We start from the raw sequence: 15307 nt of genomic DNA, 5'->3' as shown, positions 1-15307 counted from the left end.
CGTGACAGAAACGTTGCCCAGCGCGTTCCCGGTTCAACTGGTCGAGGTGACCGTTGGTGATCGCACCGGCTACACGCTGCGGGTTCATGTGCCGGAGGCCGATGGGTGGACCAATCCGGTGTTCGCCAGTGCCGGTGGGCGGCTGCCGTTGATGCCCCGGCCGGAGCAGGCGACCGCGTTCGCGCTCTCCGCCCCGGCGCACGACCTGCGGGCGGTCCCGGACTGGCAGCGGCTGTCGGCGTGGATGTCGCAGGCATGGCTGCCGTTGCTGGAGACGAACCGGTACGACCTGGGTATCCCGCCGGTCAACCTGGAGATGGATCCGGAGCACTGGCTGCCCGACCTGATCGTCAAGGCCGGTGTCCTCGCGAACGAGCTGATGCTGGCTTTGGACATGGAGGAGGTCTTCCCGTACCTGGGTGCCGGTTCCGCGCTCGACCAGCTCGACGACACGCTGCGCAAAGCCGCCGGTGGCCGGCCGCGCCGCAACCACCTCAAACAGTGGCAGCAGCTCGACCGGGCCGGGCTCGCCGGGGCGTGGCAGGTCACCGTCGACATGATCGAAGCCCGGCTGGTCTGGCACGGTTAGGTCCGGCGGGCTGACCAGGCCGCCCACAGCTGGGCGTAGCGGCCGGCGCCGGCGACCAGTTCGGTGTGCGGGCCGTTCTCGACGATGCGGCCGTGTTCCATCACGATGATCCGGTCGGCGGCCGCCGCCTGGGTGAGGCGATGGGCCACCACCACCGCGGTACGCCCCCGCAGAGCGGCCGTGGCAGCCTCCTCCAGGTCCCGCGCGCCCGCACTGCCGGCCTCCGCGGTGGCCTCGTCGAGCACCACCACCGGGGGATCCAGCAGCACCACCCGGGCCAGCGCCAGCTGCTGCGCGCGGGCCGCGGTCAGCTGATGCCCGCCGTCACCGACGACGGTGTCCAGACCCTCGGGCAGTTCCCGCACCCAGCCGTATGCGCCGACGCTCGTCAGTGCCGCGATCACCGCGTCGTCGGAGGCGCCGGGGCGGGCCAGCCGCAGGTCTTCGGCGAGCGTCCCGGCGAACACGTGTGTCTCCTGGCTGACGATCGCGATGACGTCGGCGGGCAGGTCGGCGACCGGCACCCCGCCGATCGTGGCACTGCCCGCGCTGGGCCGCAGGATCCCGGCGGCCAGCGAGGCTGCGGTGGTCTTGCCGGCGCCGGTGGATCCGACCAGGGCCACCACCTCACCGGCTTCGACACGCAGGTCGACACCGTCCAGGACCGGGGTGGTGCCGTCGTAGCTGAAGCTGACACCGTCGAGCCGCAGGTCCCGGCCGGCCGGTGCCGTGGTGGACGAGCGGTGTTCGACGTCCATGCCGATGACGCCGACGAGCCGGGCCAGGCTGGCGCCCGCGTCTTGGGCCTTGTCGAACGTGACCATCAGCATCGCCAGGGGCCCGAACAGCCGGTGGAACAGCAGGGCGGCAGCGGACACCTCACCCACGGTGACCGAGGTGTGGCGTACCAGAAAGAAGCCGGTGAGAAGAACCGCGGACAGGCCGGTCAGCTCGGCCCGGTTGATCCGCCCGACGAAGCGGGTGTAGAGGGCGAACACCGTGATCGAGATGTCGCGGGCGTGCGCGGACGCGGCGGCGATACCGTGCAGGTGCCGGTCCTCCAGGCGGTAGGTGTGGACCGTACCGGCGCCCTGCATGCTCTCGACGAAGAGCTGGGACCGGTCGGCGATCGCGACCCGTTCGGCGGCGTAGGACGGGGCGGCGCGCGGCAGGTACCAGCGCAGCCCGAGCAGGTAGAGCGGCACCGCGACGGCACCGGCCAGGCCGAGACGCCAGTCGATGCCGAGCATCGCGGCGATGCTGATGACGGCGAGCAGCAGGGCCGAGATCATGCCGGGCAGCACGTCGGCGACGGCCCGGTCGATCGCTGCGATGTCGGCGCCGACACGGGCCAGCAGGTCGCCGCGGCCGGCCCGGTCGAGGATCTGCGCGGGCAGCCGCAGCGCGGTGGCGACGGTGCGTTCCCGCAGACCGGCGAGGATGTTCGAGCCGAGGCGGCTGATCAGGTAGTTGCCGCAGGCGGTCGCCGCGCCGGCCACGATCGAGGCGACCACGATGGTGACGGCGACTCCCACGATGGCGGTGGGGTCACCGCCGGCGTGGATCCGGTCGACGAGCAGACCGAGGGCGTACGCGGGGACCACGGTCGCGCCGGCCGCCACCAGTCCGGCGGCCAGGGTGATCCCGGCAGCCCGTTCGCGGGACTTGAGTTCGGCGCTCAGCCAGGCCCGGCTCTCGGCCGGTGCGGCGATCGGAAGCGTCATCGCAGCACCGTCCGCCGGTAGTCGCCGTCGCCCGCGATCAGGCCGGCGTGGGTGCCTTCGGCGGTGACCGTGCCGTCGCCGATGACGACGATCCGGTCGGCGGCGGCCAGCAGCGCGGGGCTGCTGGTCAGCACCAGGGTCCCGAAACCGGTGCCCGGCCCGTGGCGCAGCGCGCGGATGCCGTCGGCGATGGCGTGTTCGGTGACCGCGTCGACGGCGGTCGTCGGATCGTGCAGGACCAGCAGCGGTGGCCGAGCGAGCAGGGCCCGGGCCAGGGCGACCCGCTGGCGCTGGCCGCCGGACAGGTTCGCGCCTCGTTCGGCGACCGGCGCGTCCGCACCTTCCGGGTGCAGGTCGGCGACCTCGTCGGCGGCGGCGGCGCGCAACGCCTCGGGGAGCCGGGCCGCGCCGTCGTCGTGCACGTCGATGTTGGAGGCGAGGGTGCCGGTGAACAGATCGGTGCGATGCGGTTCCACATGCAACAAACGGCGGGCTCGGGTACGTTCCACCTGCTCCAGCCGTTGGCCGCCGAGCAGGATGGCACCGTCGTAGGCGTCCGGCACCGTGAGCACCCGCATCAGCGCCTCGGCGTCGGTGGGCCGTCCGGCGACGACACCGACGAACTCCCCCGGCCGCACGTGCAGGTCGAGTTTGCTGAGGGTGCCGTAGCTGACACCGTCGAGGCGCAGTTCGCAGCGGTCGGCGGAGAGGTCGGCGGCACCGTCCGGCAGGACCAGTCCGGCATTGATCACCGATGCGACCCGGCCGGCCGACGCGCGGGCCGCGGCCACCCAACTGGGCACGACGGCGAGCGTGCCGAACGGTTCGATCAGGAACTGGGCCGACCCGATGACCGTGATGAACTGGCCGACGGTGATCCGCCCGGTCATCGCGAACCAGCCGGCCGCGATGGCGACCCCGCAGGCCAGCAGCATGCTCAGCGTGGTGGAGGCGCCCTGGTAGGCGCTCTGGGTACGGGCCGCGCGCAGGGTGGCGTCCAGGGATCGGCGGCTGACCTGCCGGTACCGTTCGGCGGCGGCCTGCTGTCCCCCGAACCCGCGCAGCGGCCGCAGCCCGGTGACCAGGTCGGTGGCGAGCGAGGTGGCCCGGCCGGCCTGTTCCTGCTGGTCGGCGACGCGGCGGGCGATCACCGGGCCGGTCTTGTTGAGCACGGCCAGCACGACCGGGGTGGCGGCCAGCACGATCAGGCCGAGCGGTGCCGAGATCACCAGCAGGGTGACGGCGCTGACGCCGACGGCGAGCAGGGCGCTGGTGATGCGCGGGATGTGGTCGAGGAAGAAGGAGGTGTAGTCGGCGTCGGTGGTCGACACCGACAGCAGTTCACCGGCGTGCCGGTCGGTCTTGACCCCACGCGGGTGCAGGATCTTCGCGGCCACCTCGACCCGGAGCCGGTGCCCCTCGTCGGCGATGGCGCGTTGCAGGTGCCGGGCCCCGTACCGGTAGGCGATCACGAGCACCAGGAAGTTCAGCACCAGCACACCGATCCAGACGCTCAGCGCCCACGGGTCACCGGTACTGACGGCCCGGTCCACGATCACCCCGATGAGCACCGGCACGAGCGCGGCACAGATCTGATAGATCCCGGCGAGCCCGGTACCGGTCCAGAGGTGGAGGCCGTTGCGGGCTACCGCCCGCCGCAGAATCGCGTTGCCGGGCTTGGCACTGCTGCCCACCTGAGTTCTCCCCAACCGAAGATCAAATAAGGGAAGCCTAACCTTCGATGGCAATCAGGGGCGAGCCGCCCCAGCGGCCGCCCCTGATTGCCGGCTCAGATCAGCCGATGATGCCGTAGACCTTCGGGACACTCACCGTGCGCTTCTTGGCGGTGCCGCCGATGACGATCTTGCGGAGGGCGGTGTTGTTCTTCAGGTTCAGCTCGGACAGCTTCTTCGACGGGTTGGCCAGCACCTGGATGTAGTAGGTGCCGTTCGGCAGGTTGGTGATGTCGAAGGACTGACCCGGGCGGTCCTGGCTGTACGTGTCACCGTTGCCCACGTCGAGGACCTCGCGGACTGCGACCACGGTGTTCGCGCCGCACGACGTCTCCAGGGACGTGTTGTCCGGGCGCCACTTCGCGCTCGGGATCGTGTAGTCGACGGCATCCGTGTTGGCCAGGCAGAACGCTTCCTTGCCACTGCGGACCGCGAACTTCTTGTCCGCCTTCAGCAGGTTGTACTGCGCGAAGTCGGTGAAGTGCCAGTGCTTGTGCCCCTCCCTCGGGTCCCACTGCAGGGTGCCCGCCGGACGGGAGCCGACCTGCTTGCCCTTGGCGTCGAAGTAGTACTGATAGGCGTCCATCAGGCCGGTGCCGGTGCGCCGGAAACCGTCCACCACCAGCGGGGACGTGCCCGCGTTCCAGACCGTGGCGCCGAAGTTCACATACCACTTGCCGTCCGGCTTGCCGGTCTTCTCGTTGACGCCAGCGGACACCGAGATGCCCCAGGCCGGCAGCGACCGCAGGTCCGGCTTCGGACCGGTCTTCGGAGCGGCGGCCAGCGTGGTGGGGCGGGCGGCGGCGGCCCGGAACTCAGGCAGGTACGACGACACCTGACGTGACGCGTCGCCCTCGGCCGCGTGGGCGTGGTGCGCCCCGGCGGACTGGACCGTCAGCCCCGGATCCTCTTTGGCGTCCTCCGCTCGTACCGCGGCAAGCTTCTCGTCGTCGATTTTGAGGTCGACGACCGTGACGTTGACCTTGGCAGTGGCCTTGGCCGCCGGAATCGCGAACATCTTGCGGTATTTCGCGGCGATCGTGGCGGTGGCCGTGTACTTGCCGGCCGTCAGCTTCGACAGCCCGGTCCCGGACGTCGGCTGGTCGGCGATCGGCGAGTTCCAGCCGGCCTGCACACCCCAGACCGAACCGAGCGTGAACGGGTTCTCACCACCGCAGCGGGTCGGGTACGGGGTGGTGGCCGGCGCGTCCCGGCGGGTCCGCGCGGAACTCCAGGAGTTGCCACAGAACGTGGTCGAGTACTTGGCGACCGTCTTGCCGGACTTGTCGGCGATCGTGATGGTGGTGAAGTTCTTCAGGCCGTTGAAGTCCTTGACCGTGCCCGCGGGCAGTTTGACCTTGACGGACTTCCCGTTCTTCTTGACGGTCCGGGTCGCCACGATCGCCTTGTTGTACGCGGTCCGGGTGGCCCGCACCTCGAACGGATCCTTGCCGGCGATCACGTGCAGCCCGAGGTCCAGCGACAGGTAGACGCCCTCACCGTCGTCGTACCGTTCCGCGGTGACCGTCTTCGCGGCCGCCACGAACGTCAGCGACGGCGGAGTGGCCGCAGCCTCCGCGGCCCCCACCCCGGCTCCGGTGAGCACCAGTGCCCCCACCGCGACACCGATCACCGGCCAGCGCCTTCGCCGCCGCTGCCCACCCTGCACGTCAATCATGAAATCCCCCCAGGATTTTCGCTGTCCGGTCTCGGAACCGGCCCGTCAGAGGCCATCTCACGCCAACGGCTGTGAGATGCCTGTGAAGTCTTGAGTCCTGGCACTAACCCGGTAGGTAGTCATCTCCGCCGGGTCGACAGGACGAGAGCCCCGGCGGCCACGGCGATGACAACCGGAACCGGGAGACCGATCAGGCGCTCGTGCGACAGGGTCAGGAAGGTCACGACCGCGGCGGCGCCCAGCCCGGCGGCGAGCAGGTGGCTGGCACCGGCCAGGCCCGGCCGGCCGGCGGCCCGCAGCGCCTGCGGCACACCCCACGCGGCGAACGACGCGACGATCAGCAACGCCGCACCGGTCAGGCCGGCGACGCTGACCGGGATGTCGAGACTCCAGTCGACCATCGCGAACAGCACCGCCACCGCGATCCCGCCCAGCGACAGCAGGAACAGCTGACCGCTCAGGTAGGCGCTGGGCCGCTGCATCCGGCCGCGAACCGTGGCCGCCGCGAACTGCCGCGGATCGCCGAACGCCTCCCCCGGCGACTGCCCGGTGGCCAGGCAGTGCGCCCGCACGTCCGCGATGATCGGCTCCGACCCGTAGTAGCCGATCCCCCGGTCGGCCAAGGCGAACCGGGCCGACAACTCCCACTGCTCGAACGTCACCATGGCCGTGTCCTCCGTGCGTTCCTCGATCACGGGGGAAACGCTACGGATTCCGGCCGGGACCCACATCGGACCACGGTTCTAGGCGTCGGTGGTACCTGGGTACTACGCCGGGCGTGACCGCGGTATCGGTCGAAAGGCAGAGACGGATACGGTTGGCGGGTGATCGAGGTCGGCGCGGGACTGGTGACACTGTCGGACCGGCGAACGCAGCGGACCTGGCCGGTCGAGGTCGAGCCGTTCCGGATCAGCGCGTTCCCCGTCACCCGGGCCGAGTTCGCCCCGGTGGGCGGGGACCGGTTGCCGGTCACCGAGGTCTCCTGGTGGGACGCGATCCGGTTCTGCAACACCAGGTCGGAGCGGGACGGGCTGGAACCGGCCTACCGGATCCATGACGACGGCGACGGTGTCGACTGGGATCGCAGCGCGGACGGGTTCCGGCTGCCGACCGAGGCGGAGTGGGAGTTCGCGTGCCGGGCGGGCACCACCGGACCGCGGTACGGCGAACTGGACGAGATCGCCTGGTACCGCGGCAACTCGCAGGACCGGATCCACGAGGTGGGCGGCAGGCAGCCGAACGCCTGGGGCCTGTACGACATGCTGGGCAACGCGTGGGACTGGTGCTGGGACGTCTACGACCCGGAGGTCTACGGTACCTACCGGGTACTGCGCGGCGGGGGCTGGTTCGACGAGCAGTGGAGCTGCCGCGCGTCGGTGCGGCGCCGCAGCCACCCGTCGTACCAGGTCGACGACGTGGGCTTCCGCCTCGCACGGTCCGGTGGAGGGCCCTGTCTAAGCTGACCGTGATGGATATCCTGGTGATCGGCGGCAGTGGGCTCCTGGGCCGCGAGGTGACCCGGCAGGCACGGCGCGCGGGTGCCCGGGTCGGTGCGACGTTCCACCATCGTGGTGGCGGTGTTCCCGGGATCGCCTGGGAGCCGCTGGATGTCCGCAACCGTAACGACGTGCTGGCCCTGGTCCGGCGGTGCCGGCCCGCGGTGGTCGTCAACGCCGCTTTCCAGCAGACCGACTGGGTGACCACCGCGGACGGTGCGGCCCACGTCGCCGCCGCGGCGGCCTCGGTCGGTGCCCGCCTGGTGCACGTGTCCAGCGACGCGGTCTTCTCCGGGCTGGCCGGGCGCTACGACGAGAGCCGCCCGCCCGATCCCACCACACCGTACGGGGCGGCCAAGGCAGCGGCCGAGACCGCGGTCCGGGGGATCGATCCGGGTGCTGTCGTCGCCCGCACCTCACTGATCATCGGAGGCGGGGATTCCCTGCACGAGAAGTTCGTGCACGCGCTCGCGTCCGGGGCCACGGCGGGTGTGCTGTTCACCGACGACGTGCGGTGCCCGGTCCACGTCAGCGATCTCGCGGCCGCGCTGCTGGAACTCGCCCGGTCCGGTCACGCGGGCGTGCACCACGTCGCGGGCGCCGACGCGGTCAGCCGGCACGAGCTGGGTCTGCTGATCGCCCACCGGGACGGCCTCGACGGTGTGGTGCTGCCGAGCGGGCTCCGGGCGCAGACCGGCCCACCAGGACCCCTCGAAGTGCTGCTGGACTGCACGGTGACCCAGTCCCGGCTGCGGACCAGGCTGCGGGGCGCCCGGGAGTTCCTCACGCACTCCCCGCTGGCGACCGCCGCGCCGGCGTGGTGAGTCTCGAATCCTGCACGAGCTGGTCTCCCAGGGCCGTGCGCTGGTAAAGCAGCCGGCGTCCGGCGCGAACCGCGGTCACCAGGCCGGTGTCCCGTAACGTCGTCAGGTGGTAGGAGGCGGTTCCGGCGGCCAGGCCCAGCTGGTGCGCCACCTCGCCGGTGCTGTACGGCGCGCTGACCAGGGCCAGCACCGCGGCCCGGCTGGGCCCGAGAAGCGCGGCCAGCGGGGCGTTCGGTGCGGTCGGCAGCCAGATGTTGCCGTGCCCGCCCGGCGCGTACCAGAGGGTGCGGCCGGCCGGCGAGTCCGGCATCGCGAACACCTCGGCGCCGGCGAAACCGGTCGGCAGCAGGGTCAGGTGATGGCCGTCGAGAGTCCACTGCCCCTGCTTGCCCGGGTAGCGAAGAAGCAGCGCGGAACCGGTCCAGTCCAGTTTCGGGTGCAGCCGGGCCATCATCGCCCGGGCACTGTGATCGGCCATGGTCCGGGCCGCCCCGGCGATCTCCGCGTCGGCCGCCGCCCGTAGGCGCGGCCAGAGCGGGACGATCGCGACCTCGAAGTACGCCCGGATCTCGGGCACCAACAGTGCCAGCAGGGTCCGCGGATCACGGATCTCCGGTGGCTGGTCGTGCCCGGCCCAGGCCGCGGACACCTGGGCGGCGACCTCGTCGAGCGGGCTGGCGGCCATCGCGGCGAGTTCCTCGGCGAGGGTCGGCCGGGCGGTACGCGGTGGCGGCGTCAGGAAGTCCGGCGAGTGCCCGTGCGGGCCGAACAGAACCGCCCGGAAAGTGGGCCAGCGCGGCAGTGACGCAAGCACCCGGGACCGCCACGACGCCTGCAGACCGCCGTGCCCGCCGTTGCGCAGGACGAACGCGCTGGCCACCACTTCGGCCAAGGGTGAGTGCGCGAACCGCAGACCGGCCAGGTCGGCGCTGCCGAACTCCCATGCGATCACCGGACCATTCGAGCACGGTCGAACCGATCGCCGTCGACGGCACCCGTGTCTACTGTGCCGTGACATGGAATACACCCGCCTGGGCCGGACCGGCCTGACCGTCAGCCGGCTGTGCGTCGGCACCATGAACTTCGGCTGGCAGACCGACGAGCAGGCGAGTCACGCGATTCTCGACCGCGCCGCCGACCTCGGCCTCAACTTCGTCGACACCGCGAACATGTACGGGGGCGACGGGCTCAGCGAACGGTTCATCGGAAGCTGGCTGGAGAAGACCGGCCGCCGTGACGACATCGTGCTGGCCACCAAGGTCTACGCGCCGATGTCCGACCGGCCCAACGACCGCGGCCTGTCCGCCCGGCACATCATCGCCTCCTGCGAGGCCTCGCTCACCCGGCTGCGCACCGACTGGATCGACCTGTTCCAGATGCACCACATCGAACGCACCACGCCCTGGGCGGAGATCTGGCAGGCGATGGAGACCCTCGTGCTGCAAGGCAAGGTCAGGTATGTCGGATCGTCGAACTTCGCCGGCTGGCACCTGGCCCGCGCCCAGGCCGCCGCGGACAGCCGGCATTTCCTGGGCATCGTCTCGGAACAGTGCCGGTACAACCTGGTCACCCGGCATGTCGAACTGGAGGTGCTGCCGGCCGCCGCTGAACTGGGCATCGGCATCCTGCCGTACTCCCCGCTGCACTTCGGCGCACTCTCCGGTGCGCTCCGCAAACAGCGCGACGGCGTACCCGGCCGGGCCGTGCTGCACGCCCCCGAACGGGTCGAACCGCACCGTGCCGCGATCGAGCGGTTCGAACAGTTCTGCGCCGAACTGGGCCGGGAACCCACCGAGGTCGCCATCGGCTGGCTGCTGTCCCGGCCCGGAGTGACCGCCCCGATCCTCGGCCCGCGCACCCCGGAACAGCTCGACCTGCCGATCGCCGCGCTGGCCGAGCCGCTCGGCGACGCCACCCTGGCGACCCTGGAGGAGATCTTCCCGCCGATCGGCAACGGCGGTCCCGGCCCGGAGGCCTGGGCCTGGTGATCAGATCAGGCCGTGGGTGTGCGCCCAGATCACCGCCTGCACGCGGTCCCGGGCGCCGAGTTTGGCCAGGACCCGGCCGACATGCGTCTTCACCGTGGACTCGGACAGGAACAGGGTGCCGGCGATCTCCGGATTGGACAGGCCCTGACCGATCGCGAGCAGGACCTCGCGCTCCCGGTCGGTGAGGGTGGTGAGGACGGAGCCGGCGGACGGGTCGGGCGCGCGGCCACCCTGGTAGTGGTCGAGGAGAGTCCTGGTGATTCGGGGGGACACCACGGCTTGCCCGCCGGCGATCGTGCGGACCGCGCGCACCAGGTCGGCGGACGGCGCGTCCTTCAACAGGAAACCGCTGGCACCGGCCCGGAGACCGCTGAAGGCGTACTCGTCCATGTCGAACGTGGTCAGGATCAGGACCCGGGTGCCGGGGCAGTTGGCCACGATGTCCCGGGTCGCCTCGATACCGTCCATGATCGGCATCTGGACGTCCATCAGCACCACGTCCGGGCGCAGGTCCCGGGCCCGCAGCGCCCCGGCCCGGCCGTCCCCGGCCTCGCCGACGACCCGCAGGCCGGGGGCGGCACCGAGAACCATCGCCATGCCCTCGCGGATGAGTTCCTGATCGTCCACGAGCAGCAGCGTTATCTCACTCATCGGTTCCTTCGGCGGGGTTGGGCAGGCTGACACGGACGGACCAGCCGGGATGCCGGGGGCCGGACTCGACCGAGCCATGGTAGAGGGCGGCCCGCTCGCGGAGAGCTTTCAGGCCCTGTTCACTGCCGATCGACGGCGCCGGGACGGTGCCCCGGCCGTCGTCGGTGACCTCGACGCGGATCGGGTCGGCGGTGTAGTCCACATCGACCAGGACCTCGGTGGGGTTCTCGGCGTACCGCAGCGCGTTCGTCAGTGACTCCTGCACGCTGCGGAACACCACCAGTCGCAGGCCGGGCGAGATCGAGTCGGTGCCGCGACGGCGCAGGATCACCGGCAGACCGGCGATCCGGAACGTCTCCACCAGGCTCTCCAGGTCACCGGGTGTGTCAGTGCTGCCGTCGCGGAGCACCCCCAACAGGCGGCGCATGTCCTTCATCGCCTCGCGACCCAGGTTCGCCGACCGCTCCACGGCTCTCCGTGACCGTTGCGGATCGGAGTCGGCGACCGCCAGAGCCCCGTCGGCGAGGCGGACCATGATGGTCAGGTTGTGGGCGACGATGTCGTGCATGTCGTGGGCGATCCGGGCGCGTTCCCGGGCCGCCGCCAGCTCACCCTCCTGCTCCTTCTCCCGGGCCAGGCGGGCGGCCCGGTCGACCAGTTCCCCCACGTAGCGGCGGCGGGCGGCCACGTTCGCCCCGACCAGCAGCGGAACCACCGTGAGGATCAGGTAGAAGCTGGCGAAACTCTCCACGCCGTACTCGCTGTCCCGGTGGTGCGCCTCGAACCCGATCACGGTCAACGCGGCGACGACGCCGATGATCGCGGTGGCCAGCGGGCGGTAGACCGCGAGCGAGTACGTCACCACCGCCATGGCCAGCATCTGAGTGTCCTCGGACAGGGTGTCCCCGGCGACCACCACCGCCAGCACCCACCACGGGTGGGTGCGGCGCCAGATCAGCGACAGGGCCACGGCCGTGTTCAGGCCCAGTTGAAGCCACTCGGCATTACTCGGACCCCACCGCACCAGGTTGGAGTAGAGCCCCACGATCAGGCACAACACCACGATGATGCTGGTACCCCACTGGTCGCGCGGTACCCGCAGGCGTCCGATCGGCACGGCTCAGGCGTCCCGGCGGGTCAGGGCCAGGCCGCCGAGCACCGCGGGGACCGCCAGCCACGCGACGACGGCCGGCAGGGCTCGGGACAGCGGGTCAGTCAGCACTCCGGAGGCGACGACCGAGAACGACACGCTGGTCAGGTCGGTGCGCAGCATCAGGTCGAGCAGGGTCAGCACCACTGTCGACAGCAGGACCACGCCGAGGGTGATGGTGACGGCGGCGGCCGTGTTACGGACGGCGAGCGTCACCGCGAACGCGAACAGGGCCACCAGCACGCAGTATCCGATCTCCACACCGAGCAGGCTCAGCATTATGCCCAACGATGTTCCGGCCACGTCGCCCTGGTGCAGGAACGGGACGGCGGCGGCGTACCCCAGGGTCAGGGAAAGGCTGGCCAAAACGGTCGCGATGGCCGTGACGACCAGGGCTTTCGCGGCCATCACGCGCAGCCGCCAGGGAGTGGCCACGAAGGTCACCCGGATGGCGCCGCCGCTGTACTCGGAACTGAGCACCAGCACCGACAGCACCACGATCGCGATCTGCAGCACCGCCGAGCCGGACCCGAGCACGTCGGTCAGGGCATCACGGGCGGTCACGCCCTTGGCGAGGTCGGGGTCGGAGAAGGCCAGCCCCTGCAACACGGCCCCGGCGACACCGAGGACCATCCCGAGGACCGAGCAGATCCAGAACGAGCGGAGGGTACGGATCTTCAGCCACTCGGCAGCGAACAGGTTCATCGGGTTCCTCCAGTGAAACCGCTGGTCAAGCTCAGATAGGCGTCCTCCAGCGAGGCCGGGACAGTGGTGATCTCGTACAGCAGGATCCCGTCGCGGTGGGCCAGCACGGCCACGTCGTCGGCGGCCATCCCGGTGATCTCCAGGCCGCCGTCGGGGCGGCGGGCCACCGCGGAGTCCCGGCCCCGGACGAGCTTCTCCAGCTCGTCGGGGCGGTCGGTGCGCACCTGCACGACACGTGTCGCGTTGCGGGACACCAACTCGGCGACGGTGGCGTCGGCGAGCACCCGGCCATGGCCGAGAACGATCAGGCGGTCGGCGGTCTGGGCCAGTTCGCCCATCAGGTGGCTGGACACCAGGACCGCCCGGCCCTCGCGGGCGAGCGAACGCAGCAGCGTCCGGATCCAGATGATGCCGTCCGGGTCGAGGCCGTTGGCGGGTTCGTCGAGCAGCAGCGCCGCCGGGTCGCCGAGCAAGGCGGCGGCCAGGCCGAGACGCTGCCGCATGCCGAGCGAGTAGCCGCGGATCCGGCGGTCGGCGGCACTGGTGAGGCCGACCATCTCCAGGACCTCGTCGGCGCGGCGGGCGCTGATGCCGTGGGTGCGGGCCAGGACCCGCAAGTGGTTACGGCCGCTGCGACCGGGATGGATCGCCTCCGGGTCGAGCAGGGCGCCGACCTGCCGCAGCGGGGCGTCGAGGGCGGTGTAGGGGCGGCCGCCGATCAGGCAGTGCCCGGAGGTGGGCCGGTCCAGCCCGACCATCATCCGCATGGTGGTGGACTTGCCGGCGCCGTTGGGGCCGACGAAGCCGTTGACGACCCCGGCCTCCAGCCGGAACGACACGTCTTCGACGGCCTTGACCGGCCCGTACGACTTGGTCAGTTGATGAACTTCAATCACGGGAACGACGCTACGGACGGGCGGCGGCACCCACATCGGACCGCGGTACGGGCCGCTCCTGGTACCTGGGTACCACGCACCGCCCGGCCCGGCGAACCGCAAGATCGCTGCCTCGTTGTACCTGTTGACGGAGAGGAGCACGACGATGCCCGTCGTTCTGATTCACGGCGTCCCCGACACACACCGGCTGTGGGCCGGAGTTCTGCGGCACCTGCGCCGCACCGACGTCCTGGCCTGGGACCTGCCCGGCTTCGGCTCGCCGAGACCCGACAACTTCACGAGCACCAAGGAGGAGTACGTACGGTGGCTCACCGAACGCATCGAAGCGCTCGGCGAACCGGTCGACCTGGTCGGGCACGGCTGGGGTTGCATGCTCACCGCCCGGGTCGCGTCGCTGCGGCCGGATCTGGTCCGGACCTGGGCCGGCGGCAACGGCCCGATCAGCGCCCGCTACGACTGGCACACCGTCGCGAAGATCTGGCAGGATCCGATCGTCGGCGACCAGTTCATGGCCACGCTCGACGAGGCCGCGTTCGCCGGGACGCTGCACGACGGCTTCGACGTCCCGGCGGACCTCGCCCGCGAGGCGGTCGCCCGGATGGACCCGGTGATGCGCGACAGCATCCTGCGCCTGTACCGGTCCGCGGTCACCGTCGGCGCCGACTGGGAACCGGGGCTGGCCGGTCTGACCAGTCCCGCCCTGGTCTTCTGGGGCACCCGCGACCCGGCGGTACCGGCCGAGTTCGGCCGGGAACTCGGTGAACTGACCCGCGCCACCCGGGTCGCCGAACTCGACTGCAACCACTGGACCGTCCTGGAACGCCCGGCCGAGGTGGCCGCCCTGCTGACGGAACACTTTCAGTTTTCGTAAAGGCTCTGGTACGCGGCGTACAGCTCACCGGTCCGGCCGGCTACCCCCGGTGCGGTGGCCTCCACCACGTCGTGCCCGATGCTGGCGTCCAGCACCTGTTCACCGAGGGTGACCCCGTTGGCCTCGGCCAGCCGGGCGGGCATGCGCACGGCGACCTCGCGGTCGATCTGGTCGTCGCCGTCGGACACCACCACCGCGACCGTGCGCAGCCTCTCGTTGACCGCTTCGTCGTCGATGTTCCCGGTGATCCGGAGGTACTGGGCCAGGCCGGACAACGTCTGCCCGGTGCCGGACACGGTCCGGTCCGGGAGCAGCCGGTGCCCGAACAGCACCGTGAGCGGCTTGATCGCCAAGGACGGGGCCTGGCTCGCCGACGGCCGGTAGAACGGCGACAACACCAGCAGCCGGGCGACCGTGTCCGGGCGGTGCTCCGCGAGCCAGGTCGCCAGCACCCCACCGCCGGAGATGCCGATCACCCCGGACTCCTCACCCAGGCCGGCCGCGATGTTCATCGACTGGTCGGCGTACTCGACGAGTTCGGTCGCGGACAGCCCCGGATCGGCTTCGCCCAGCACGAATCCGTGCCGCGGCGCGCGTGGGGCGTACACGTTGTAGCCCTGTTCGAACAGGTGGTCGGCGAGACCGTCCATCTGCTTCGTGCAGTCGGTGTAGCCGTGCAGGAGCAGAACCGCCCGGGCCGCGCGGGCACCGTGGGTCCGCACGATCGTCCGGCACTGCGGCAGCACCCGCGGATCCGCGACGTCCGCGGCGGCCACCCGCTCAGCCTGGGCGGTGGCCGCCGCGAAGTCCAGCACCACCGGGGCGGTCGCCTGCAGCCGCTCCTCCCCCAGCGGCCACGCGTAGACCGCGGCCACCGCCAGAACGACCGGCGTCACCAGTGACGCCACCAGAATCCATCGCTTACCCATCGCCGCCTCAAACCTGTCGATCGAAACCCTTCAGTACTGAGACGACACGAAGGGCGTCCGGTTCAAATCAGCT

At 71.0% G+C, this 15307-nt stretch carries 15 protein-coding genes; 5 read left to right on the top strand and 10 right to left on the bottom strand.

The genetic code is table 11. The annotated features are described in order from the left end of the window. The first annotated feature begins 1 nt into the window (after nucleotide 1). A complete protein-coding gene (locus BLU81_RS03460; RefSeq protein ID WP_157751166.1) occupies nucleotides 2–589 on the top strand; it encodes a hypothetical protein in 588 nt (195 codons plus the stop codon). On the opposite strand, the gene BLU81_RS03455 is transcribed toward BLU81_RS03460, so the two are convergent. The 4 genes from BLU81_RS03455 to BLU81_RS03440 form a co-directional block, all read right to left on the bottom strand. Further along, a complete protein-coding gene (locus BLU81_RS03455; protein WP_092541515.1) occupies nucleotides 586–2313 on the bottom strand; it encodes an ABC transporter ATP-binding protein in 1728 nt (575 codons plus the stop codon). The two genes, BLU81_RS03460 and BLU81_RS03455, sit on opposite strands and share 4 nt — an antisense overlap. Continuing rightward, the gene (locus BLU81_RS03450; RefSeq protein WP_197686110.1) at nucleotides 2310–4007 is read right to left on the bottom strand and encodes an ABC transporter ATP-binding protein; all 1698 of its coding nucleotides are present in this window, start codon (nucleotides 4005–4007) and stop codon (nucleotides 2310–2312) included. The genes BLU81_RS03455 and BLU81_RS03450 overlap by 4 nt, the downstream gene beginning before the upstream one ends. A gap of 100 nt (nucleotides 4008–4107) precedes the next feature. Then, nucleotides 4108–5724, bottom strand: a complete 1617-nt coding sequence (locus BLU81_RS03445; protein WP_092541513.1) for a lysyl oxidase family protein — start codon at nucleotides 5722–5724, stop codon at nucleotides 4108–4110. A gap of 119 nt (nucleotides 5725–5843) precedes the next feature. Then, nucleotides 5844–6419 (bottom strand): hypothetical protein, encoded by a 576-nt coding sequence (locus BLU81_RS03440; RefSeq protein ID WP_092541511.1) that lies wholly within the window; start codon nucleotides 6417–6419, stop codon nucleotides 5844–5846. A 129-nt stretch (nucleotides 6420–6548) separates the two neighbouring features. On the opposite strand from BLU81_RS03440, the gene BLU81_RS03435 reads away from it, so the two are divergent. Both BLU81_RS03435 and BLU81_RS03430 read left to right on the top strand, forming a co-directional pair. Beyond that, nucleotides 6549–7187 (top strand): formylglycine-generating enzyme family protein, encoded by a 639-nt coding sequence (locus tag BLU81_RS03435; protein WP_092541509.1) that lies wholly within the window; start codon nucleotides 6549–6551, stop codon nucleotides 7185–7187. Between the two features lie 5 nt (nucleotides 7188–7192). Beyond that, on the top strand, nucleotides 7193–8044 hold the full coding sequence (locus BLU81_RS03430) for a sugar nucleotide-binding protein (RefSeq protein ID WP_092556547.1): 852 nt from the start codon (nucleotides 7193–7195) through the stop codon (nucleotides 8042–8044). Here BLU81_RS03430 and BLU81_RS03425 read toward each other — a convergent pair. After that, nucleotides 8004–8996, bottom strand: a complete 993-nt coding sequence (locus BLU81_RS03425; protein ID WP_157751164.1) for an ArsR/SmtB family transcription factor — start codon at nucleotides 8994–8996, stop codon at nucleotides 8004–8006. The two genes, BLU81_RS03430 and BLU81_RS03425, sit on opposite strands and share 41 nt — an antisense overlap. 64 nt (nucleotides 8997–9060) lie before the next feature. Between BLU81_RS03425 and BLU81_RS03420 the strand changes: the two genes are divergently transcribed. Continuing rightward, the gene (locus BLU81_RS03420; protein ID WP_092556543.1) at nucleotides 9061–10032 is read left to right on the top strand and encodes an aldo/keto reductase; all 972 of its coding nucleotides are present in this window, start codon (nucleotides 9061–9063) and stop codon (nucleotides 10030–10032) included. Here the strand turns inward: BLU81_RS03420 and BLU81_RS03415 are convergent, their stop codons facing one another. The 4 genes from BLU81_RS03415 to BLU81_RS03400 are packed head-to-tail and all read right to left on the bottom strand — an operon-like array spanning nucleotide 10033 to nucleotide 13434. Beyond that, nucleotides 10033–10683: a response regulator gene (locus BLU81_RS03415; protein ID WP_092541507.1), complete on the bottom strand. Its 651-nt coding sequence runs from the start codon at nucleotides 10681–10683 to the stop codon at nucleotides 10033–10035. Further along, nucleotides 10676–11800: a sensor histidine kinase gene (locus BLU81_RS03410; protein ID WP_092541505.1), complete on the bottom strand. Its 1125-nt coding sequence runs from the start codon at nucleotides 11798–11800 to the stop codon at nucleotides 10676–10678. The genes BLU81_RS03415 and BLU81_RS03410 overlap by 8 nt, the downstream gene beginning before the upstream one ends. Nucleotides 11801–11803: 3 nt before the next feature. Next, a complete protein-coding gene (locus BLU81_RS03405; RefSeq protein WP_092541503.1) occupies nucleotides 11804–12538 on the bottom strand; it encodes an ABC transporter permease subunit in 735 nt (244 codons plus the stop codon). Continuing rightward, a complete protein-coding gene (locus tag BLU81_RS03400; protein ID WP_231954097.1) occupies nucleotides 12535–13434 on the bottom strand; it encodes an ABC transporter ATP-binding protein in 900 nt (299 codons plus the stop codon). The genes BLU81_RS03405 and BLU81_RS03400 overlap by 4 nt, the downstream gene beginning before the upstream one ends. Nucleotides 13435–13579: 145 nt before the next feature. Here BLU81_RS03400 and BLU81_RS03395 point away from each other — a divergent pair, with 145 nt between their 5' ends. Further along, on the top strand, nucleotides 13580–14305 hold the full coding sequence (locus BLU81_RS03395) for an alpha/beta fold hydrolase (RefSeq protein ID WP_092541501.1): 726 nt from the start codon (nucleotides 13580–13582) through the stop codon (nucleotides 14303–14305). On the opposite strand, the gene BLU81_RS03390 is transcribed toward BLU81_RS03395, so the two are convergent. Continuing rightward, entirely contained in the window at nucleotides 14293–15234 is a 942-nt protein-coding gene (locus tag BLU81_RS03390; protein WP_092541499.1) for an alpha/beta hydrolase, read from the bottom strand. The two genes, BLU81_RS03395 and BLU81_RS03390, sit on opposite strands and share 13 nt — an antisense overlap. Nucleotides 15235–15307: the final 73 nt, after the last annotated feature.

The organism is Actinoplanes derwentensis (assembly GCF_900104725.1).
Taxonomy (GTDB): Bacteria; Actinomycetota; Actinomycetes; order Mycobacteriales; family Micromonosporaceae; genus Actinoplanes; species Actinoplanes derwentensis.
Note: the sequence above shows the minus strand (reverse complement) of the source record. Positions and strands in the feature narration are given on the sequence as shown.